The organism is Bradyrhizobium sp. SRL28, assembly GCF_018596315.1.
Lineage (GTDB): Bacteria > Pseudomonadota > Alphaproteobacteria > Rhizobiales > Xanthobacteraceae > Bradyrhizobium.
Map to the genome: position 1 here is coordinate 799,353 of NZ_JAHEAG010000001.1, position 21,694 is coordinate 821,046.

Annotated in this window: 19 protein-coding genes; 4 read left to right on the forward strand and 15 right to left on the reverse strand. The window is 63.7% G+C overall.

The window, feature by feature from the left end:
* Positions 1 to 104 precede the first annotated feature (104 nt).
* Positions 105 to 2,828: a DUF2339 domain-containing protein gene (locus KIP88_RS03880; RefSeq protein ID WP_214486511.1), complete on the forward strand. Its 2,724-nt coding sequence runs from the start codon at positions 105 to 107 to the stop codon at positions 2,826 to 2,828.
* A 4-nt stretch (positions 2,829 to 2,832) separates the two neighbouring features.
* Here KIP88_RS03880 and KIP88_RS03885 read toward each other — a convergent pair whose 3' ends face one another.
* The 6 genes from KIP88_RS03885 to KIP88_RS03910 form a co-directional block, all read right to left on the reverse strand.
* Positions 2,833 to 4,521, reverse strand: coding sequence for a methyl-accepting chemotaxis protein (locus KIP88_RS03885; RefSeq protein ID WP_214486512.1), 1,689 nt, complete (start codon positions 4,519 to 4,521; stop codon positions 2,833 to 2,835).
* 168 nt (positions 4,522 to 4,689) lie between these two features.
* Positions 4,690 to 4,923: a hypothetical protein gene (locus tag KIP88_RS03890; protein WP_214486513.1), complete on the reverse strand. Its 234-nt coding sequence runs from the start codon at positions 4,921 to 4,923 to the stop codon at positions 4,690 to 4,692.
* Between the two features lie 229 nt (positions 4,924 to 5,152).
* Positions 5,153 to 5,767, reverse strand: a complete 615-nt coding sequence (locus KIP88_RS03895; protein WP_214486514.1) for a hypothetical protein — start codon at positions 5,765 to 5,767, stop codon at positions 5,153 to 5,155.
* Positions 5,768 to 5,874: 107 nt separating this feature from the next.
* A complete protein-coding gene (locus tag KIP88_RS03900) occupies positions 5,875 to 6,861 on the reverse strand; it encodes an MDR family oxidoreductase (protein ID WP_214486515.1) in 987 nt (328 codons plus the stop codon).
* 42 nt (positions 6,862 to 6,903) lie between these two features.
* A complete protein-coding gene (locus KIP88_RS03905) occupies positions 6,904 to 8,154 on the reverse strand; it encodes an MFS transporter (RefSeq protein ID WP_214486516.1) in 1,251 nt (416 codons plus the stop codon).
* Positions 8,155 to 8,428: 274 nt separating this feature from the next.
* A complete protein-coding gene (locus KIP88_RS03910) occupies positions 8,429 to 9,880 on the reverse strand; it encodes a cell wall hydrolase (RefSeq protein ID WP_214486517.1) in 1,452 nt (483 codons plus the stop codon).
* Positions 9,881 to 9,981: 101 nt separating this feature from the next.
* Between KIP88_RS03910 and KIP88_RS03915 the strand changes: the two genes are divergently transcribed.
* Positions 9,982 to 10,326 (forward strand): hypothetical protein, encoded by a 345-nt coding sequence (locus tag KIP88_RS03915; protein ID WP_214486518.1) that lies wholly within the window; start codon positions 9,982 to 9,984, stop codon positions 10,324 to 10,326.
* A gap of 24 nt (positions 10,327 to 10,350) precedes the next feature.
* On the opposite strand, the gene ppdK is transcribed toward KIP88_RS03915, so the two are convergent.
* Both ppdK and KIP88_RS03925 read right to left on the reverse strand, forming a co-directional pair.
* Positions 10,351 to 13,224: a pyruvate, phosphate dikinase gene (gene ppdK, locus KIP88_RS03920; protein WP_214486519.1), complete on the reverse strand. Its 2,874-nt coding sequence runs from the start codon at positions 13,222 to 13,224 to the stop codon at positions 10,351 to 10,353.
* Positions 13,225 to 13,315: 91 nt separating this feature from the next.
* On the reverse strand, positions 13,316 to 13,471 hold the full coding sequence (locus KIP88_RS03925) for a DUF3096 domain-containing protein (RefSeq protein ID WP_214486520.1): 156 nt from the start codon (positions 13,469 to 13,471) through the stop codon (positions 13,316 to 13,318).
* 242 nt (positions 13,472 to 13,713) lie between these two features.
* Between KIP88_RS03925 and KIP88_RS03930 the strand changes: the two genes are divergently transcribed.
* Positions 13,714 to 14,076, forward strand: a complete 363-nt coding sequence (locus KIP88_RS03930) for a DUF1236 domain-containing protein (protein WP_214486521.1) — start codon at positions 13,714 to 13,716, stop codon at positions 14,074 to 14,076.
* A 236-nt stretch (positions 14,077 to 14,312) separates the two neighbouring features.
* On the opposite strand, the gene KIP88_RS03935 is transcribed toward KIP88_RS03930, so the two are convergent.
* The 7 genes from KIP88_RS03935 to KIP88_RS03965 form a co-directional block, all read right to left on the reverse strand.
* Positions 14,313 to 14,915 (reverse strand): bifunctional 2-polyprenyl-6-hydroxyphenol methylase/3-demethylubiquinol 3-O-methyltransferase UbiG, encoded by a 603-nt coding sequence (locus tag KIP88_RS03935; RefSeq protein ID WP_214486522.1) that lies wholly within the window; start codon positions 14,913 to 14,915, stop codon positions 14,313 to 14,315.
* A 3-nt stretch (positions 14,916 to 14,918) separates the two neighbouring features.
* The gene (glyS, locus tag KIP88_RS03940) at positions 14,919 to 17,018 is read right to left on the reverse strand and encodes a glycine--tRNA ligase subunit beta (RefSeq protein ID WP_214486523.1); all 2,100 of its coding nucleotides are present in this window, start codon (positions 17,016 to 17,018) and stop codon (positions 14,919 to 14,921) included.
* Positions 17,018 to 17,953 carry a glycine--tRNA ligase subunit alpha gene (locus KIP88_RS03945; RefSeq protein WP_214486524.1) on the reverse strand — a complete coding sequence of 312 codons (936 nt, stop codon included), beginning with the start codon at positions 17,951 to 17,953 and terminating at the stop codon, positions 17,018 to 17,020. Before KIP88_RS03945 ends, glyS begins: the two co-directional genes overlap by 1 nt.
* Before the next feature lie 119 nt (positions 17,954 to 18,072).
* Entirely contained in the window at positions 18,073 to 18,264 is a 192-nt protein-coding gene (locus KIP88_RS03950; protein WP_214486643.1) for a hypothetical protein, read from the reverse strand.
* A gap of 121 nt (positions 18,265 to 18,385) precedes the next feature.
* Positions 18,386 to 19,297: a S49 family peptidase gene (locus tag KIP88_RS03955; protein ID WP_214486525.1), complete on the reverse strand. Its 912-nt coding sequence runs from the start codon at positions 19,295 to 19,297 to the stop codon at positions 18,386 to 18,388.
* Between the two features lie 248 nt (positions 19,298 to 19,545).
* On the reverse strand, positions 19,546 to 20,313 hold the full coding sequence (locus KIP88_RS03960) for a tRNA1(Val) (adenine(37)-N6)-methyltransferase (RefSeq protein WP_214486526.1): 768 nt from the start codon (positions 20,311 to 20,313) through the stop codon (positions 19,546 to 19,548).
* Positions 20,306 to 20,533 (reverse strand): DUF2007 domain-containing protein, encoded by a 228-nt coding sequence (locus KIP88_RS03965; protein ID WP_212420243.1) that lies wholly within the window; start codon positions 20,531 to 20,533, stop codon positions 20,306 to 20,308. Before KIP88_RS03965 ends, KIP88_RS03960 begins: the two co-directional genes overlap by 8 nt.
* A 131-nt stretch (positions 20,534 to 20,664) precedes the next feature.
* On the opposite strand from KIP88_RS03965, the gene KIP88_RS03970 reads away from it, so the two are divergent.
* Positions 20,665 to 21,672 (forward strand): polyprenyl synthetase family protein, encoded by a 1,008-nt coding sequence (locus tag KIP88_RS03970; protein ID WP_057849530.1) that lies wholly within the window; start codon positions 20,665 to 20,667, stop codon positions 21,670 to 21,672.
* Positions 21,673 to 21,694 lie beyond the last annotated feature (22 nt).

Below are 21,694 nucleotides of genomic sequence, written 5' to 3' on the forward strand. Positions count from 1 at the left end.
ACGGGCTTGATTTGAACTTTTAGCGGACAAAGCCCCACACAGGAATGCAGCCGGGCCGCTGACGTGGGCCGGTTAATGCTTTGATGCGCCCGCCTGGAGGCCTGATGTTCGACGAACCCTTCGTTTTTTTCTTCGCGCCGATCGCGATCGCGATCGTCGCCCTGGTCTTCGCGCGAAAGGCCATTAACCAGGTTGCCGAGCTCCGCGAGCGGCTGGATTTGATAGAGAAACTGGCGGCGGCCGCTACCACCGCCGTGCCTCCGCCGCTACCACCGTTGCAGGAGTTCGAGCAGAGTCGACCGTCGGCTTCATCCGGGGTCGCACCGGAGCCGCCACCAATCATTCCGGATACGGAATCCATTGCGCCTGCCGCAACGCCTGAGGCTGCAGAGCAAGCTGCCGGCGCGCCGCCGCCCGCGCCGCCACCGTTGCCACAGCCCGATCGCGGCTTCGAGGAAACGATCGGCACCCGCTGGGTGGTATGGATCGGCGGGCTGACGCTGGCGCTCGGAGGCTTCTTCATGGTGCGCTATTCGATCGAGGCCGGCCTGCTCGGCCCGGGCGTCCGCACGATGCTGGGCGGCCTGTTCGCGCTGGCCCTGCTCGGGGCCGGCGAGTGGACGCGCCGCAAGGAGAGCGTGTCTTCCATCGCAGCGCTGCCGATCGCCAATATCCCGGCCATTCTGACGGCCGCCGGAACGGCAGTGGCGTTCGCCACGGTGTATGCGGCCTATGCGCTGTACGGCTTCCTGGTGCCGGCCACCGCATTCATCCTGCTGGGACTGGTGGCGCTGGGCACGCTGGCCGCGGCGCTGCTGCACGGGCCGGCGCTCGCCGGTCTTGGCGTCGTCGGCGCATTCGTCACGCCGGTCCTGGTCTCGTCCGGCAAGCCGGACTTCTGGGCGCTCTACATCTATCTCGCCATCGTCACCGCAGCCGCTTTCGGCCTTGCACGCGTCAGGCTGTGGCGCTGGCTCGCAGTCACGACGATCGCGTTCGCGCTGTTGTGGACGTTCCCTTGCCTGCAATGCGGTCCATCGATGGTCGGCCCGCATGCATTCCACGTGCTCGCCGGTTTCATTCTCGCCGCATTGCTCGTGGTGTGCGGTTTCATGTTCGGTCCGCCCGCCGACGAGGGCCAGGTCGAGCCGATCTCATCCGGCTCGCTCGCGGCCTATCTGCTCGGCGCAACCTTGATCGTGCTGAGTAGTTTTCATGCCGACACCGCGATGATCGTATTCGGCCTCCTGGTGGCCGGCAGCCTCCTGGTCGCCTGGCGCAGCGATGCCGCCGCCGGCGCGGTCGGAGCCGCCGCGGTGCTGGTCTTCGTCGTTTTCGCCGAATGGGCCGTTCGCGCCAATCCCGACATGCTGGTGCTGCCCGGCGGGCCGCTGGCGGGTATTGGACCGAATCCCTCGGACGGATCGGTGTCGCTGCACCTGATATCGGCCGCGATCTTCGCCGCAGGCTTTGGCGTGGCGGGATTCCTCGCGCAGGGCCGCTTCGCGGGGCCGGTCATACCGGTGATCTGGTCGGCCGCCGCGGTGTTCACGCCGCTGGCGCTGCTGGTCGCGCTCTACGCCCGCATCGCGCATCTCGACCGCTCGATCCCGTTTGCGATTCTCGCGGTCGTGCTGGCTGTGGCCTATGCCGCCGCGACCGAGATCCTCTCTAAGCGCGAGGACCGTCCGGGATTGCAGGCTTCGATCGCGCTGTTTGCGACCGGTTCACTCGCCGCGCTGGCGCTGGCGCTAACATTCGCGCTGGAAAAAGGCTGGCTCACAATTGCGCTGGCGTTGATGTCGGCAGGTACCGCGTGGATTTCGACGCAGCGGCCGATTCCGTTCTTGCGCTCGCTGGCCGCGATCCTGGCTGCGATCGTGGTGCTGCGGATCGCTGACGATCCGCGCATCGTGGGCAGCGCCGTCGGCACCACGCCGATCTTCAACTGGCTGTTGTGGGGCTATGGCATTCCGGCGCTCTCGTTCTGGGCCGGCAGCATCTTCCTGCGCCGTGGCGGCGATGACGGGCCACTGCGGACGGTGGAGGCGGCAGCGATCCTGTTCACGGTGTTGCTGGCGTTCATGGAAATCCGCCATGTCGTCAATCAGGGCGACGTCTATAGCCAGAGCGCTGGCCTCACCGAGATTGCGTTGCAGGTCTGCGTGGCGCTGGCGATGGCAATCGGGCTCGAGCGCCTGCGCATCCGTACCGGCAGCGTGATTCACAACGCCGGCGCGATTCTCCTCACAGTGTTTGCCGGCCTGGCGGCGTTGTTCGGGTTGTTGGGGCTGGAAAATCCGATTCTCTGGTCGATCGATGTCGGCGGCACCGTCATCAACCTGCTGCTGCTCGGCTACGCCCTGCCCGCGGTGCTCGCGCTGCTGTTGTCCTATGCTGTGGCGGGACGGCGTCCGGTCGCCTACGCCAACACGATCGCGGCAGGCGCGCTCATTCTCGCGCTCGCTTACGTGACGTTTGAAATCCGGAGGATCTATCACGGCCCAATCATGGCCCACGGCCCGACCACCGGCGCCGAGCAATACACCTACTCGATCGCGTACCTGGCGTTCGGCGTCGTCATGCTCGGCATCGGTATTCTCTTCAACTCGCAGCGCGCGCGGCTGGCGTCGGCGGTCGTCATCGCGCTGACGATCCTGAAAGCCTTCCTGATCGACATGTCGACGCTCACGGGTGTCTACCGTGCGCTGTCCTTCATGTGCCTCGGCCTGGTGCTGGTGGCGATCGGCTGGCTGTACCAGCGGATCCTGTTCCGCAGGCAAGCGGCATCGCCGCCGCCTGCGCCGGCTGCACCAACGGGAAGCTGAACGGTCAGGCGGCGCGCACCGACTCGAGGAATTTGGCGACCTCGATCTTGAGACGGTTGCTGTCGCCCGACAGCAGCTGCGCGGCGGAGAGAACGTGTGACGAGGCGGTCTCCGTCTCGGTTGCGCCGCGCTGCACGTCGGTGATGTTGGCGGAGACCATCTGCGTCCCCTGCGCCGCCTGCTGCACGTTGCGGGAGATTTCCTGCGTCGCCGCGCCCTGCTCTTCCACGGCAGCCGCGATCGCCGAGGAAATTTCCGACAGCTTTCCGATGGTGCCCGAGATCTCCTGGATGGCGCCGACCGAATCCTGGGTCGCAGACTGGATACCGGTGATTTGCTGACCGATCTCGCCGGTGGCCTTGGCGGTCTGTTCGGCCAGCGCCTTCACTTCGGACGCGACGACCGCGAAGCCACGGCCGGCTTCGCCGGCGCGCGCCGCCTCGATGGTGGCGTTGAGTGCAAGCAGGTTGGTCTGGCCCGCGATGTTGTTGATGAGCTCGATCACGTCGCCGATGCGGGCGGCGGCTTTCGACAATTCGCCGACCCGATCGTTGGTCCTTGACGCCTGATCCACGGCTTCGCTGGCCATCCGCGCGGATTCCTGCACCTGCCGGCTGATCTCGTTGACCGAGGACGCCATTTCCTCGGTGGCGGATGCGACCGACTGCACGTTGGTGGAGGCCTCTTCCGAGGCTGCCGAGACGGTGGTGGCGAGTTCCTGCGCGCGCTCAGCGGTCGAACTCAGCGTGCCTGCAGACGCCTCCAGTTCGGTCGAGGCCGAAGAAACGGTTTCGACGATCTCGCCGATCATAGCTTCGAAGTCCCGCGTGATGCCGTCAACACGACGGCCGCGCTCGATCTTGGCTTCGGCATCGCGGGCGGCGGCCTCATCGGCGGTCTTCTTGGCGATCAGTGCATCCTTGAATACCTGCAAGGCGTCCGCCATGGCGCCGATTTCGGTCTTCTCACCGCGACGCGTCACTGCGGCGCTCAGGTCGCCGCTTCCCAGCGCCTGCATCGGCTTCACGATGCAGGCAATACCGCTCGAGAGGTCGCGGACCAGGTACATCCCCACGCCGACGCCGCCGATGATGACAGCAGCGACAATGCTCAACACGAGCCAGAATGCAGAATTGTAACCTTCGGCGGCCTGCCGGGTTGCGGTGTCCGCACCCGTGTTGTTGAGATTGATGCCCTTCTCGAGGAACGCATCGGATTCGGCGGCAATGACCGCAACCTTCTTGGAGATGGCTTCGCTCGCCTCAGTGGGAATCCGCCCGATGCTCTGGCGCGACAGCTCGATCACCTCCTGGACGCCGGTGATATACTTGTCCCAGGCGCGCGACCAGTTCTCGTAAATCGAGCGCTCCTCGGGAGTGGAAATCAACGGCTCGTAAGCCTTGCGATCCTTCGCGATCCTTTCGAGGATGCCGGCCAACCTCTTGTCGTTGGCGGCTTTCGCCTCCAGCGTTTCCGCCATGACATGGGCACGGAGCGCAACACGGAACAGATTGATATCCGCGCGCAGTTCGCCGAGCACCCGGACGCTCGGAAGCCAGCTCGAGGCGATTTCCACCGTATGGGCGTTGATCACCTGCATGCTGCGGATCGCCAAAAGGCCCATGCCGGACATCGCAATCAGCATTAATGCGATCACGGCAATGACTTTGGCGCGGATGGAAAGTGCGGACATGTTAGCTCTCTCAAGCGTTGGAGACGGGCGCCGCTGAATTATGAGGAATTGCCGTCAAACTTCGATGCGCCGGGAATATTCGGCAACGGTACGCATCAGGTTCCAAGCGATGGTTAACTTGGAGCTCCGTAAAATTACCGGGTGCGGGGGCGCACGCTTGATTGAGCGCTAACTAACGGATTCGGAGACAAGACGAATTCGGAAAACCGGCTTCTTGGCTTCGTCCAGAAGCTCCATCTGCCATTCGGCATTCTGTTTCAGGCCGCGCGAAAGGCTGCCGAGGAGGTTGCCGCAGACCTTGGTCATCTCGGTCCAGGCGGCCTCGCGGCTTTCGAATTCGGACCCCTGATCGGACGCGCCCGCGTACCGGCCGTGGCTGATCCGAAAAAAATACAGCGGCATGATTGATCTCATGGGTTTGACCGCCCCCGGCCTTCTCTGCCGGTCACCACTTGGAATGAGATTCGCTACCAGGACATGAATCCGCCAGCCCGTATGACTACGGGCTCGCCTGCGCCGGACAAGGCGGGATGCCCGGGTGAATCACGGGCCGCACGGCGGCTCTCGGGTCAGCAGCGTTCCGATCCCAAGGCGGCTTATTTGCCGTCCTGGCGCAGGCGGTATTGCGCGATCAATCGGTCGAGCGGCGCAGTTCCGGGGCGCCCTCGGCCTTGGCCGCTTCGGACTTCGCCGGTTCAGCCTTGGGCTCGGACTTCACCGGCTCGAGCTTGGCGCTCTCGACCGCCGGCGTTTCGACCCGCGCCGTTACCTCGGCACGTGCGTCAGCCGTCGGGCGCGGCTCCTCCCGACGATGCAGCGAGCGCGGTCGCGCCACGGAGCGCGCCATCAGCATCTGCGAGGCTCCCTGATGGCGGAAGTCGCAATAGGCGAAACCCATGCCCGAGACCGAGCCGCGGAACGAGCGATCGTCGCGCTTGTCGAGATTGAAGCACGGCTCGAACGGAAGACCCTTGATCGAAGCGCAGACGGCCTGACCGCGAATCTGCAGCGTGTTGCCGGGCAGGCGTACGTGGCGGATCGGGCCCGAGCCGGCGAATTGGACCGAACCGGCTGCGCCGAGATCATCGAGAATGCGGCCGGCACCACGGGTGCCGTCGAAACAGGTGAAGGCGAAAACCTTGCCGTTCACAAACCTGCGCGCCTCGTCGGCATTCATGCTCCCGGCCAGCGCAGGAACAATCATCGCACTGGCCGTGACGGCCCCCAGAACCAAACGCGCAAGCATGCAGCTACTCCAACTTAACAATAGCGCGGGCGCCCGCCTTTACCCCGTGCTTACCATACCAACCGTGGCAACATTGGAGCAGGTTGGTTGGTAAAGTCTGAACGCCGTTAGAGAATTTTTACCACGATTCGACCGCGGACCTGGCCGGCGAGGATTTGTGCACCGGTTCCAATGACTTGGTCGAGGGTTATTTCCTGAGTAATTTCAGCCAGTTTACCCTTATCCAAATCGCTGGCAAGACGGTTCCAGGCAAGCTTGCGCTGGGGCAACGGACACATCACGGAATCGATGCCCAGAAGGCACACCCCACGTAAAATGAAAGGCGCGACCGAGGACGGCAGGTCCATGCCGGCCGCAAGCCCGCAGGCGGCAATGGCGCCGCCATATTTCGTCATCGAAAGCAGGTTGGCGAGCGTGGTTGAGCCGACGCTGTCGACGCCGCCCGCCCAGCGCTCCTTCGCCAGCGGCTTGGCGGGCCCGGCGAGCTCGGCACGGTCGATCACCTCGGCGGCGCCGAGACCCTTGAGATAATCGGCTTCCGACATCCGCCCGGTGGATGCGATGACGTGGTAGCCGAGCTTCGAGAGCACGGCGGTGGCGACCGAGCCGACGCCGCCGGCGGCGCCGGTCACCACGACAGGGCCGCTCGCAGGCGTCAGGCCATGCTTCTCCAGCGCCAGCACCGACAGCATCGCGGTGTAGCCGGCGGTGCCGATCGCCATCGCTTCGCGCGTCGAGATGTTTTCCGGCAGTCGCACCAGCCAGTCACCCTTGACGCGGGCCTTTTCGGCATAGGCGCCGAGATGGGTCTCGCCCATGCCCCAGCCGTTGCAGACGACCTTGTCGCCGGCCTTCCACGCCGGGTGTGAGGATTGTTCGACAGTGCCGGCGAAATCGATGCCGGCGATCATCGGGAAGCGTCGCACCACCGGGGCCTTGCCGGTAACGGCCAGCCCATCCTTGTAGTTCAGCGTTGACCACTCGACCGCAACCGAGACGTCGCCTTCCATCAATTCGGCTTCGTCGAACTGCGTCAGTGCGACGGTGGTGCCCTTCTCCGCCTTGTCGATCCTGATGGCCTTGAATGTTCCCACGGCAAACTCCCCGGACTTTTCTCTGTCGGAGTGTTTACCGCATCAGGCGGGTTGTGCAACCGGGCGCGCGACCGGCTGTTCGACGATCGGCAGGTTGATCAGCGCCGACAGCACGCCGAACACGATCGAGAGCCACCAGATCGGCGTGTAGGAGCCGAACTGCTCGAACACCACGCCGCCGAGCCAGACCCCGAGGAAGCCGCCGACCTGATGGCTGACGAAGGCGAAGCCGTACAGTGTGGCGAACCAGCGGGTGCCGAACATCAGCGCCACCAGCGCCGAGGTCGGCGGCACCGTCGAGAGCCAGGTCAGGCCGGTAGCGGCGCCGAATACGATCGCCGAGAAGGTAGTAATCGGAAACGAGATGAACGCCATGATCGACAGCGCGCGGGCAAAGTAGATGATCGAGAGGATATAACGCTTCGGATATTTGTTCTGCAGCCAGCCGACGCTGAGCGAGCCGATGATGTTGAAGAGACCGATGGCCGCGACCACCCAGCCGCCGGTCCACGCCGCGACGCCGCGATCGGCGAGATAGGCCGGCAGATGCACGGTGATGAAGGCGAGTTGGAAGCCGCAGGTGAAGAAGCCGAGCACCAATAGAACATAGGAGCGATGGCCGAACGCCTCCGCCAGCGCGGTCTTGAACGATTGCTGGTCGCCAACAGGCTCGTTCGACGACGTCGAAGGCGGCGTCGCGATCGCGAGCGAGAGCGGCACGATCAGCAGCATCAGCAGAGCGAACACCGTCAGCGCCGCCTCCCAGCCGAAATTGTCGATCATCGCGACGCCGAACGGCGCGAACAGGAATTGCCCGAACGAGCCGGCCGCGGTGCCGGCGCCGAGCGCAAAGCCGCGCTTCTCGGGCGGCAAGAGCTTGCTGAATGCCGAGAGCACCAAATTGAACGAACAGCCGGATAGACCGAAGCCGATCAGGACGCCGGCGCCGAGATCGAGCGAAAGCGGCGCCGTCGAATAACGCATCAGGAGCAGACCGCCGGCATAGAGCAGCGCACCGACGATCATCACACGCAGGATGCCGAAGCGATCGGCGATAGCGCCCGCGATCGGCTGGCCCAGGCCCCACAACAGGTTCTGCAGCGCCAGCGCGAGGCCGAACACGTCGCGTCCCCAGGCGAAATCGCGGCTCATCGGCTGGACGAAAAAGCCGAGGCTCGAGCGCGGCCCGAAGCTCAACAGCGCGATCGCGCAGCCGCAGATGATGATAACGAGCGGCGTCCGCCAGGTGCCAAGGCCGGAAGATGGACGAAGGTCGCCGGTCGTTACAGCCATGTGTTTCCCCTGATCGATCGGCGCCTGGAACCGCCAGCCGAAATGTTAGGATGAGTTAATGCATCTGCATGAAAAGCCCAAGGGGCGCGATGCAAAAATTCTCGCTGCAGGGCAGCCCTGCAAAATCGGCGAGTGCAATCGGACCATCAGGGAGAACAATTTTTGCCGTAGGGCGTAGCCCGGATGGAGCGAAGCGCAATCCGGGACCGTCTCAAACGCGGGGCAACCGGCCCCGGATTTCGCTTCGCTTCATCCGGGCTACAGGACGACGTCGTTACCGCTTCGCGCTGACCTGCTCGGCCGAGCTTTGTGCGGCTTCGGCGAGCTTGGCGGAGATCGCCGCGGTTTCGGCCTGGCTTCCCCAGCTCGGCGCGTCGCTGCCGTTGCCCCAGGCGCGCGGCCGGTAGAAGGTGTGTACGCCGGTCTTGTACATCTTCTTCATTTCATTGACCCAGGACGGCCGCACCCAATAGGCGTGGTAGTGCGTCGACTTGTCGACTTCCGGCAGCCAGAGCTGGCCGTCGAGCATCGCCTTCGCGATCTTCTTTGCGCGCTCCCACATGTCGGGTTCGCGAATGACGTCCTTGTTGTTGTCGCAGGCGAAGGTGAACTGGCAGGCCAAATGGCGATGCTTGTTCTGGTAGACCACGCCGCACACGGTTTCCGGATATTTGCCGGAGAAGGCGCGGTTCAGCACCACCTGCGCCACCGCCATCTGGCCCCGCACCGCTTCGCCGCGGGCTTCGAAGTAGATGGCTTCAGCCAGACACTTCTCCGACTTGGCGCGCGACTTTTCGTCGAACAGGCCGAGACGTTCGGCGGGCGTCTTGGCGCGCTGGTTGTCGGAATTGACCTCGCCCTTCGGCGCAACGCTCTCGCCCATCTCGCCGGCCCGCACCGGACCATCGGCATCGACCGGAAGCGAGGCCATCACCTTCATGTCGGGATCGGGAATCGCGCCCGGCATCACGATGACAGGCTCTTCGCCGGGCTGCCAGCGCTCGATGCTTTCGGGCGAACCAAGCGACGAACCAAAGAACAGGCTCGAGGTCTTGAAGGAGAAACCATCGCGCGGCGGCGCAGGCGCGCGCGCGGCCTCGCGCTTTTCCGGAACAATCTTGAGATCGTCCTGAGGTCGGGTTTCGAGCGACAGCGACATGTCGAATTGCGGCAGCGGCGGCGCGCTCAGCGCGGCCTGCAGCTCGGGATCGAGCGGCGCGCGCTCGACGGACGGCGCCGTCCCGGCGGTCTTGGCGCCCTTGACCGATGTATTCGATGTCGCGGGATCCTCGGTCACCGGCGCGCGCTCGGCGGGGCTTGCTGTTTCCGCAGGGGGCGGCGTCACAATGAGGCGATCGCCTTTCAGCGTGCGATCGACCTTGGGAAAATCGGCGGCATGATAACGCGGCGGCGGAGCGACGAGCGGATTGCGCGTCACGGATCCTGTGATGTCGATGCCCTGATTGTCGAGACTGGCGAGGCGGTAGGTTGCCGTTTGCGGTGACGAGGTTCCGATCGGACGGCCGAAGCTGAATGTCGCGACCTGGATGGTGCCGGCGGAGGAGAACACCCGCTTCTGCCAGCGCTCGGCGACGCCGGGCTGGCGCGCCAGCAGCGAAGCGATATCCTGATATCCGATCTCGGTCGGCATCAATGCGAAGACGCAGAGACCGAGGCCGAAGGACGCGAACCGCGCGCCCTTCGGCTGGCTACGCAACACAAACATTGTACGCTCACGCAACGCTTACACGATCGAACTTCAGTACATCCGTGCAATTCGACCTTTTTTGTTGGTATCGAATTTAGGTTGCCGGGGAGTTAATCGGCGTGGCCTGCGTGCTACACGCAAGACTTCGCGAGATTTTCGCGGATCGCATGAGAAGTGTTGGTAAATGGCCACTCGATGAAAGTGGTAAACATCTCGTCAACGAAGATGATGAAGAAATTTCCGCGCAAGTTTCTCTTTCGCATCTTTGCGTGCATAGCGGCGCGTCCTGCCGAAATGTCGAGGAAATCTGCGAGACCGAAGTTTCACCGTCATTGCGAGCGAAGCGAAGCAATCCATCTCACGGCATAATGGATGGATGGATTGCTTCGTCGCTTGCGCTCCTCGCAATGACGGCTTTCACGCGTGCACCAAAACGCGAATGCCCGGGACAAGCCCGGGCATGACGCCGTTTTCATTGCTGCGAAGGCTTACGCCTGGCTCGCAACCGTCTTGCCAAGAGCGGCCTGCGCAGCGGCGAGGCGGGCGATCGGCACGCGGTAGGGCGAGCACGAGACGTAGTCGAGCCCGATCTCGTGGCAGAACGCCACTGAAGCCGGATCGCCGCCATGCTCGCCGCAAATGCCGACCTTGAGACCGGGCCGGGTCTTGCGGCCGCGGGCGACGCCGATCTTCACGAGTTCGCCGACGCCATCGCGATCGACCGAGATGAACGGATCGATCTCCAGGATCCCCTTGCTGACATAGGTGCCGAGGAAGCTCGCCGCGTCGTCGCGGCTGATGCCGTAGGTAGTCTGGGTCAGGTCGTTGGTGCCGAACGAGAAGAACTCCGCGGTCTGCGCGACGTCGCCGGCCATCAGGCATGCGCGCGGCAACTCGATCATCGTACCAACTTGATAAGCGAGCTTCTTGCCGGTCTCCTTCATCACCGACTGCGCTGTGGCGTCGATGCGCGCCTTGACCAGATCGAACTCGGCCTTGGTCGCGATCAGCGGCACCATCACCTCGAGGCCGACGGCCTTGCTGGTGCGCTTTTCGGCTTCAACCGCCGCTTCGAAGATCGCGCGCGCCTGCATCTCGGCGATCTCAGGATAGGCAATGGCGAGGCGGCAGCCGCGGAAGCCCAGCATCGGGTTGAACTCGGCGAGATCGCGGGCGCGATCGGCGAGCCGGCGCGGATCGGTGTTCATCGCGCGCGCGACTTCCTCGATCTCGGCCTGGGTGTGCGGCAGGAACTCGTGCAGCGGCGGATCGAGCAGGCGGATCGTGACGGGCAGCCCCTTCATGATCTCGAACAGCTCGACGAAATCCGCGCGCTGCATCGGCAGCAGTTTTGATAGCGCCGCACGGCGCGACTGTTCGTCCTCGGAAAGGATCATCTCGCGCACGGTGCGGATGCGGGTTTCCTCGAAGAACATGTGCTCGGTGCGGCATAGCCCGATGCCCTCACCGCCGAACTTGATGGCGGTGCGTGCATCTTCCGGCGTGTCGGCGTTGACGCGAACGCCCAGCTTGCGAACCTGATCGGCCCAGCCCATCAGGGTGCCGAATTCGCCCGACAGTTTCGGTTCGATCATCGGCATCCGGCCGGCCAGCACCTGGCCCAGCGAACCGTCGATGGTGATGACGTCGCCGGTCTTGAAGGTGCGCGAGCCGATGCTCATGGTGCCGCGGCCGTAGTCGACGCGAATGGCGCCGCAGCCGGAGACGCAGGGCTTGCCCATGCCACGCGCGACCACGGCGGCGTGCGAGGTCATGCCGCCGCGAGTGGTGAGAATGCCTTCAGCGGCGTGCATGCCGTGAATGTCTTCCGGGCTGGTTTCGACCCGCACCAGGATGACGTTGCGGCCGTCGGCCTGCAGCTTGGCGGCTTCATCGGACGAGAACACGATCTCGCCCGATGCGGCGCCGGGCGAAGCCGGCAGGCCGGTCGCGATCACGTCGCGCTTGGCGGCGGGATCGATGGTCGGATGCAGCAATTGATCCAGCGAAGCCGGATCGATCCGCATCACCGCGTCCTTTTTCGAGATCAGGCCTTCATTGGCGAGTTCGACCGCGATGCGCAGCGCCGCTTTCGCCGTGCGCTTGCCGCCGCGGGTCTGCAGCATCCACAATTTGCCCTGCTCGACCGTGAACTCCATGTCCTGCATGTCGCGGTAGTGCTTCTCGAGCAGCGTGTAGAACCGCGTCAGTTCCTTGAACGCCTCCGGCATCGCGCTTTCCATCGACGGCTTGTCGGAGCCGGATTCCTGGCGCGCTTCCTCGGTGATGTCCTGCGGCGTGCGGATGCCCGCCACCACGTCCTCACCTTGCGCGTTGATCAGGAATTCGCCGTAGAGCTTGCTCTCGCCGGTGGAGGGATTGCGCGTGAACGCGACGCCGGTCGCGGACGTCTCGCCCATATTGCCGAACACCATGGCCTGAATGTTGACGGCGGTGCCCCAGGATTCCGGAATGTCGTGCAGGCGGCGGTAGGTCACCGCACGCGCATTCATCCAGGATGAGAATACCGCGCCGATCGCGCCCCACAATTGCTCGTGCGGATCCTGCGGAAAATCCTTGCCGGTCTCGCGCGCCACCGCTTCCTTGTACTTGCCGACCAGTTCGACCCAGTCGTCGCCGGAAAGATCGGTGTCGAGCGTATAGCCCTGGCCGTCCTTGAAGGTGTCGAGGATGTCCTCGAAATGATGATGCTCGAAGCCGAGCACCACGTCCGAATACATCGTGATGAAGCGGCGATAGCTGTCATAGGCGAAGCGGCGATCGCCGGAGAGCTCGGCGAGCGCTTCGACCGTCTTGTCGTTGAGGCCGAGATTGAGCACGGTGTCCATCATGCCCGGCATCGAGGCGCGGCCGCCGGAGCGAACCGACACCAGAAGCGGATTCTTCGAATCGCCGAACGCCTTGCCAGTCAGCTTGCCGACGTGATCGAGCGCCTTCTCGACCTGCGCCTTCAGTGCGGCGGGATAGGATTTGTCGTGCGCGTAGAAATAGGTGCAGACCGAGGTTGGAATGGTGAAGCCCGGAGGCACCGGCAGGCCGAGATTGGCCATTTCGGCGAGGTTGGCGCCCTTGCCGCCCAGCAGATCGCGCAGGCCCGCTTTGCCCTCCGCCTTGCCGTCCCCGAAAGTATAGACCCACTTGCCGGATTTTACCGCCTCGACGGCCGGCTTGCGAACCGCAGCCTTCTTGGCTGCACCCTTGGCGACCGGCTTGGCCGGGGCCTTCTTCAGCGCCTTGCGGGCGGAAGGGGCAGCGGCGGCGGCCTTGGGCCGGGCCGATGGCTTTGATTTCGCTGCAGATTTCACTGCAGCCTTCTTGGACTTCGCGACGGCTTTGGCCATGGATTCCAACTATCCGAAAAGATGAGAAGATTGCGCGCCTTACACCACTTTGAAGGGTTCCGCGCAAGCCGCGAAACCCTGCTTTCCCGCGCTAGAACTTCAACATCTTGAACACGCCGAGGCCGGCCAAACCGACCACGATCAAGTAGATGGCGACGATGAAATTCAGGAACCGCGGCATAATCAGAATCAAGACGCCCGCGATCAGGGCGATGATCGGGGAAATGTGCGCAGCATTGATGGTCATTGAAATCTCCGGCTGATGGGTGGGGGATCGAATCGAGGATCGAGGGTGGCAACTTAACCGCTGGCGCGGTTTGGGAATAGCAAGACGCCCACGACTTCAATGGGTTCCAGCCTCCGCAACAATTCCCCAGAAATGCCTCGTATGAGGCCGCGATTTTGCCGGAACAATGCCGTACGCGATGAATTGGCCCCGCATCGTATGCGCTGGTGAAAGCCGGTGCTCTTCTCGCGAAGGAGTTGACCATGCGGAACAGACTATTTGCCATTGCGGCGATCGCCGGTGCGATGGCCGCCCCGATCGTGGCACAGGCGCAGACCACGATCACCACCGGCACTGCCGGCGGCGGCACGGTCGTCATCGGCGAACACGAAGGTATCGTTGCCGCCCAGCGGCCGGCCTTCCGTGAATACATCGTGCGTGAACGCGTGCCTAACTACACGATTTCCGAGCGCGTGATCGTCGGCGGGGTGCTGCCGGAAACCGGCGTGACCTATTACGACGTGCCGCAATCGTTCGGCATGACGCCTTATCGCTACACCGTGGTGAACGGCCAGACGGTGCTGGTCGAACCGCGATCGCGTCGCATCGTTCAGGTGGTCGATTGACCTCAGTAGCCTGAACGATTGGTCCGGGCGCCGCGCAAGCGGATGTGCGCGAGATACGACCGGACACGAAGCCCCGCCCGGCGTCCCCTCCGGGCGGGGTTTTCTTTGTGCGTCTGAGTCGTGCGGCAGACGTGGTGCTGTAGGGTGGGCAAAGGAGCGTCAGCGACGTGCCCACCATTCCATCAGCTCGCTTTGGGGACGATGGTGGGCACGCTTCGCTTTGCCCACCCTACAATTTATTCCCGAATTTCCAGTCCCGGCTTCTTCACCACGAGCCGGTGAATCTTCTTCCCCGATGAGGCGGTGAGCGCCTCTTCGTCCAGCAACACCGTTGTCGCCTTCAGTTCCGTCAGCACCAAGGCGGCATCGAAGGCGACGTAAAGCCGCCCCTGCGCGTCGCGTTGATCGGCGCCCTCGGTGACGCGCCAGCTCAGGTAGAGAATGCCGCTGGGCTTGACGATATCGAGCAGCCGGCGAACCGATGCCGCAATCTGCTTGCGGTCGAGATGCATGATCACGGTTTCGCACAGGACGTTGTCGAACGTCCCGACGCCGCGCAGCTCGGGCAATTCGGCCTGCGCGAACTTGAAGGAAGGGTATCGCCGGCGCGCCTCGTTGAGCAGGCCTTCGGAAGGATCGAAGCCCACGGCCGAAAAACCGTTCGCATGGAGCCAGGCGACCTCGCGGCCGCAGCCGCAGCCGATATCGGCCGAAGTGCCGCCGCGCACGAAAAACCGCTCGACGACTTCCTGCAGGTCGACGGGCGACGGCTGACCGAGCCAATCCTTCGCGAACGCCGCCGCATCCAGGTCGTAAGCGGCGAGCGTCTGACGATCCATGATCTAGCCTTCGATCTTCGAAAAATCCGCAACCGCGCGGGTCGCCGCGCGGATCTCGTTCAGAAGCTTTAGTCGGTTCTCGCGCACCTTGGGTTCATCGTCATTGACCTTGACCTTGTCGAAGAACGCATCGACCGCCGGACGCAGCTTGGCCATCGCGCTCATTGCGCTGGCGAAATCTTCCTTCGCGACTGCAGCACCGGCTTCGCTCTTGACCTGATCGATCGCCTTGGCGAGCGCCTTTTCCTCAGGCAAATTGTAAAGCCCGGCATTCGGGGCGCCGTCAAACGTGCGCTTGTCCTTTTTCTCCTCGATCGCAAGGATGTTACTCGCGCGCTTGGTCCCTGCAAGCAGGTTCTTGCCGTCGTCGGTGTCAAGGAACTTTCCGAGCGCCTCGACGCGGCGGACGACCAACAGGAGGTCATCCTGGCCGCCGAGCGAAAACACGGCATCCACGAGATCGTGACGCGCGCCCTGATCGCGAAGCTGGACCTTCAGGCGGTCGGCGAAGAAGGAGAGGAGATCGCCCGGAAGTTTCTGAGCGTCGCCCGTTGCCGGCAAACCGACCATGGCCGACTTCGCCACGTTCAGGATCGGTAGTCGAAGCGTATTCTCGACGATCAGCCTGATGACACCCAGCGCCGCGCGCCGCAACGCATACGGATCTTTGCTACCCGTCGGCTTCTCGTCGATCGCCCAGAATCCGGCCAGCGTGTCGATCTTGTCGGCCAGAGCGACCGCAACGCTCACCGGATCGGTCGGCACGCGATCGGCGGGCCCTTGCGGCTTGTAGTGCTCCTCGCTCGCTGCGGCGACGGAGGCGTCTTCGCCCAATGCCTGCGCATAGTACTTCCCCATCAAGCCTTGCAGCTCGGGGAATTCGCCGACGACTTCGGTGAGCAAATCGGCTTTCGCCAGATGCGCGGCACGCTTGGCCTTTTCGACGTCGGCGCCGACCAGCGGCGCGATCTCGGCGGCCAGCCGTTCGATGCGCTTGATACGTTCGGCCTGCGTGCCGAGCTTCTCGTGGAACACGATCTGCTCGAACTTCGGCAGGCGAGCTTCGAGCTTCGTCTTCAGGTCGGTCTCATAGAAGAATTTTGCGTCGCTCAGCCGCGCGCGGATCACACGCTCGTTACCGCCGATGATGGTCTTGCCGCCGTCGGTGGCTTCGATGTTGGCGGTGAGGATGAACTTGTTGGTGAGCTTGCCCGTCTTGGGATCGCTGACCACAAAGCATTTCTGGTTGTTGCGGATGGTGGCGCGGATCACCTCGTCCGGGATCGTGAGATACTCCTCGTCGAACGATCCCATCAGCGCGACCGGCCACTCCACGAGGCCTGCGACCTCGTCCAGCAGCACCTGATCCTCGACCAACTCAAATCCTTGCGCGAACGCCAATTGCTTGGCATCGGCCAGGATGATGTCCTTGCGCGCCTGCGGATCGAGCACGACTTTTGCGGCCTTGAGCTTCGCTTCGTAATCCTCGAAGCGGCGCACCGGGATCGCTGACGGCGCCATGAAGCGGTGACCGAACGTGGTCTGGCCGGCCTCGATGCCGTCGACGGAAAATTTCACCACATCGGGTTCTTCGGTCTCCGGCCCGAAGGTCGCGATGATCGAATGCAGCGGCCGCACCCAGGACAGCGAACCCGATTTGGCCGAACGTTCGCCCCAGCGCATTGATTTCGGCCAAGGGAAGGTTCTGACGATGACCGGCAGAATCTCGGCGAGCACGTCGAGCGTGGCACGTCCCGGCTTTTCGATCAGCGCGATGTAGAAATCGCCCTTCTTCGGATCGGTCTGGATCTTGGCGTCTTCGATCCGGGCGAGACCCGTCGCCTTCAAGAACCCCTGGATCGCCGCATCGGGGCCGCCGACGCGCGGGCCGCGGCGCTCTTCCTTCAGGTCGGACTGCCGCGCCGGGATGCCGTGCACGGTCAGCGCCAGCCGCCGCGGCGTCGCAAACGCCTTGGCGCCTTCATAGACGAGGCCTTCGGCGACCAGCTTGTCGGTGACCATGCGGCGCAGGTCGTCCGCCGCCTTCGCCTGCATGCGTGCGGGGATTTCCTCGGAAAACAGTTCCAGCAGAAGATCAGGCATCAGATCGCCCTGCCCGCTTCGGTGTGAACCCAGGCTTCGCCGCAGGCCTTTGCCAGTTCGCGCACCCGCATGATGTAGCTCTGCCGTTCGGTCACCGAGATCACGCCGCGGGCGTCGAGCAGGTTGAAGACGTGGCTCGCCTTGATGCACTGGTCATAGGCCGGCAGCGCCATCAGATGTTCTTTCTGATTGCCGCCCTCTTTCCACCCGACCGCGAGATATTTCCGACAGGCCTCTTCCGCCATCTTGAACTGCTCGAACAGCATCGCCGTATCAGCATGCTCGAAATTGTGCCGCGAATATTCCTGTTCGGCCTGCAGGAACACATCGCCATAGGTGACCTTGTCGGCGCCGTCGCGGCCGTTGAAGTTGAGATCGTAGACGCGGTCGACACCCTGCACATACATCGCCAACCGCTCGAGCCCATACGTGAGTTCGCCGGCAACGGGCGCGCATTCGACGCCCGCGACCTGCTGGAAATAAGTGAACTGGCTGACTTCCATGCCGTCGCACCAGCACTCCCAGCCCAGGCCCCACGCACCCAGCGTCGGGCTCTCCCAATCGTCCTCGACGAAGCGGATGTCGTGCAGACTCGAATCGATGCCGATGGCGGCCAGCGACTTCAGGTACAGGTCCTGAAGGTTCGGCGGCGACGGCTTCATGATCACCTGAAACTGATAGTAGTGCTGCATCCGGTTGGGATTTTCACCGTAGCGGCCGTCCTTGGGCCGCCGCGAAGGCTGCACATAGGCCGCATTCCAGCGCTTCGGGCCAAGCGCACGCAGCGTCGTCGCCGGATGAAAGGTGCCCGCACCCATTTCCATGTCGTAGGGCTGCAGGATCACGCAGCCCTGCTCCGCCCAAAACCGTTGCAGGGCAAGGATGAAGCCCTGGAACGAACGTTCCGGGCGCATATGGGCAGGAAGTGCGTCCATCGGCAGAATCGGTCTCGCGAAGGGGGATTGAAGAGCGCGGGACCGTATCGACGCGGGGCCGTGGAATCAAGGCGGTGCCGGTGGTATGGCACCGCCCAATTGGTGCGAAGGCGCTTGTTCTAACCCGGCCGATAGGCGCCGGTGACGGGGTCGCGGCGCAGCGTCGGAATGTCGGCCGTTTGGGCGGCCTCGCCGACGCGCGCCAGGCGCGCCTCTTCCAGTTCCCTGTTGATCCGGACGGCAGTCTTGTAGGCCCATCGGACCACGGCGAGCCCACCCAGGGCACCCGCGAATGCGATCAGCGGCGGCATCGGTCGATCCTTGTCGTTCACGTGTCAGCCCCCAATGGCTCGCATTGTCGCCCAAGCCGGCCTGCGCCGCAATTCCGCTTTTGGGACTAAATGGCGCGGCCCGTTGACTTCCAGTTGATTTCTAGAACCCGAATTTGGCCCAGATCGCCCGTGTCTCCAGCGCGGAAATCAGGTCATCCGGCAATCCCCCGATACCGTCGAATGCGGCCAGCGCGCCCGCCCCCGGCGACTTCCGGCCCAACAGCCCGGCCAGCATCCCGCTTGCGGGCGCGATGACGGGCGTCAGCACCTTCTCGCCAAAGCGCTCGCGCAGCGTCGACCTGATATCGCCGATCTTGTCCGCAAGACCCAGCGAGACGGACTTCTCGCCCGCCCAGTATTCGCCGGTGAACAGGACGTCCTCGGCTCCCTTGAGCCGCGCACCGCGACTGCCTTTGACCAGCGCAATGAAGATGGCGTGGATCTCGCGCTGAAGCGCCTTCAGGCGCGCCACGTCTTCGGGATCTTCAGGCAGGAACGGATCGAGCATCGCCTTGTGCTCGCCTGCCGTATAAAGCCGCCGCTCGACGCCAATTCTCTTGATCAGGTCCTGAAAACCGAAACTGCCGCCGACCACGCCGATCGAACCGAGGATCGAGGACGGATCGCAGAATATCTCGTCGCCGGCGCAGGCGATCATGTAGCCGCCGGATGCCGCGACGTCCTCGACGAACACCAGCACCGGCAGTTTCTTTTCCGCGGCAAGCTGCCTGATCCGCAAATAGATCTGGCGCGATTGCACCGGCGAGCCGCCGGGCGAATTGATCACCAGCGCCACAGCCTTGGCGTGTTTGGTGGCGAAAGCGCGTTCCAGCGTCCTGGCGATGCCCGCCAGCGTCAGGCCAGGCCGTAACGGCGTCACCGCGCCGATGACACCCGACAAACGCACCACCGGAACGACAGCGGCGTCGCGCCGGAATTTTGCCGGAATGAGTTGCTTCACCCTGTCAATGAGGTTCGGCAATCCCGCGCGATCACTTATTTGTTCACTCATGCCGTTACCTCGAATTAACCATTTTTTATCCCACCACTGTCATTGCAAAGGCAGAAACGCCGTTTTTGGCCGGAACGCCTTTTGCATTGCAGACGTTAAAGCTGCAATGGCGCAGCGGAGACTGACATGAAAATTTACCTGCTGATAATGCTCATCGGCAGCCTTCTGGCCGCGATCCACTTTACATCGGCGCCGAAGCAACAGTCAGAGACGCTTCCGCAATAGCGTCCTGTTCGAGGAAGCCACCATTACGGGTTCGCGAGCGGCAAGCTCCCCTTCCCGGCCAGAACCTCCTGCACCCTTTTACTAGGCAAGCCTTGCTCATCATTGAGCATCAGGGCGGGATGGATTTGCGTCGGCGCCCGCCCACCCTTGGTGGCGCGAACCAGGATGCGATTGGCAGGCCCCCGCGCGTCGCCGTGAACCGGCAGAACCTGCAGGCTCCCGAAACCGTGATCGAGCGCGGAAAACACCTCGGCGATCCCATCGGCGCGCCAGATCAGCGTCAGCGCGCCCCTCGATTTGAGAATGCGCCGCGCCGCGTGAATCCATTTCCAGAGCGTCGTTGCGGTCGCCATATGCGCTATCCCGCGCGCGGTGTCCGGCGAGGCGCGATGCCGCGCGGGGTCGTTGAAGGGCGGATTCATCAGCACCGCATCGACGCTGTCAGGCGCGAGGCCAGCAGCGGCAAAGGCTGCGGCATCAGCTTCCACATCGAGCACGATCACGTCAGCGTGAATCGCATTCGCATCCGCATTGGCGCGCGCAATGCCCGCCAGCGTTGTATCGATCTCGACCAGGGCCAGATCGATGCCGGCCACGCGCCTGGCAACCGCCAGGCCCGCGACCCCGACGCCGGCCCCGAGATCGGCCACGCGGTCGCCCGAACGGGCTGGCGTCGCCGCCGCCAGCAACACCGCATCGTGACCGGCGCGATGTCCCGATTTCAGTTGCATCAGACGCAATTGCCCGCCGAGAAACGCATCCTCGGTGAGTTCGAGGACGGGGTCAGTCATCGGGGCGCAATTCGTGGGCCAGGCCCGCCTCGGCCAGCAGCTGGCGCGCAGCGCGATTGTCGTCCTCATGGACCAGGATACGGCGCGGCAGGATGCCGAGCGATCCCTCGATGACGCTCATGTTCTGGTCCAGCACCAGATGATGGATATTGGCGCCGTCGAGCAGCGCGCCGACTGCGGAAACCAGCACGATATCGTTGGTCCTGACCAATTCCCGCACGTGACGCACTCCTTTTCGCCCGGGTGCGGCGATGGCATCGGGCCTGTCAACCGCTACCTGCCCTTGCCGCCATAGCCCGCACTTTCTATTGTAGTAAGGATAGTGCGAATTGGCCAAAATTGGAGACCCGCGTGGCGGTTATTGTACCCTTCGAAAGCCCGAACGCCTCGATAGATGCGCTGGTCGGGCTCGTCGCCGCCGACATGGAGCGGGTCAACGCCACGATCCTGTCGCGGACGGGGTCGGAAGTCACCATGATTCCGGAGGTCGCCAACCACCTGATTTCATCCGGCGGCAAACGTCTGCGCCCGATGCTGACGCTGGCGATGGCAAGCCTCACCGGCTATTCCGGCGACGGCCATATCAAGCTCGCGGCCTCCGTCGAGTTCATGCACACCGCGACGCTGCTGCATGACGACGTGGTCGACGAGAGCGAACTGCGCCGCGGCAAGCTGTCGGCGCGGATGCTGTGGGGCAATGAGGCGAGCGTGCTGGTCGGCGACTTCCTGCTCGGCCAGGCCTTCCGCATGATGGTCGAAGTCGGCTCGCTGCGCGCGCTCGACATTCTCTCCTCCGCCGCGGCCACCATCGCCGAAGGCGAAGTGATGCAGCTTGCTGCAGCCAAGAACACCGCGACCACCGAAGACGAATACCTCGCCGTTATCAGGGGCAAGACCGCCGAACTGTTTGCCGCCGCCTGCGAGGTCGGCCCCGTGATCGCCAACCGGCCGAAGGCCGAGCAGACCGCGTGCCGCTCGGTCGGCATGAATCTCGGCATCGCGTTCCAGCTCGTCGACGACGTGCTGGACTATGGTGGCAAGGCCGCGAAACTCGGCAAGAACATCGGCGACGATTTCCGCGAGGGCAAGATCACGCTGCCGGTGGTACTGGCATTCCGCCGCGGCAATGACAGCGAGCGCAAGTTCTGGATCAAGGCATTGGAGCGCGGCGAGATCGGCGACAGCGACCTCGATCATGCCATCGGCCTGATGACCAAGCACCGCGCGCTGGAAGACACGATCAGCCGCGCCCAGCATTACGGCGCGATGGCCGTCGACGCGCTGGCGCTGTTCCCGGCCTCACCCATGAAGACCGCGCTCGAGCAGGTCGTGGCGTTTTGTTTGGCGCGGTCGCATTGATTCCGCTTCCGTCATACCCCGC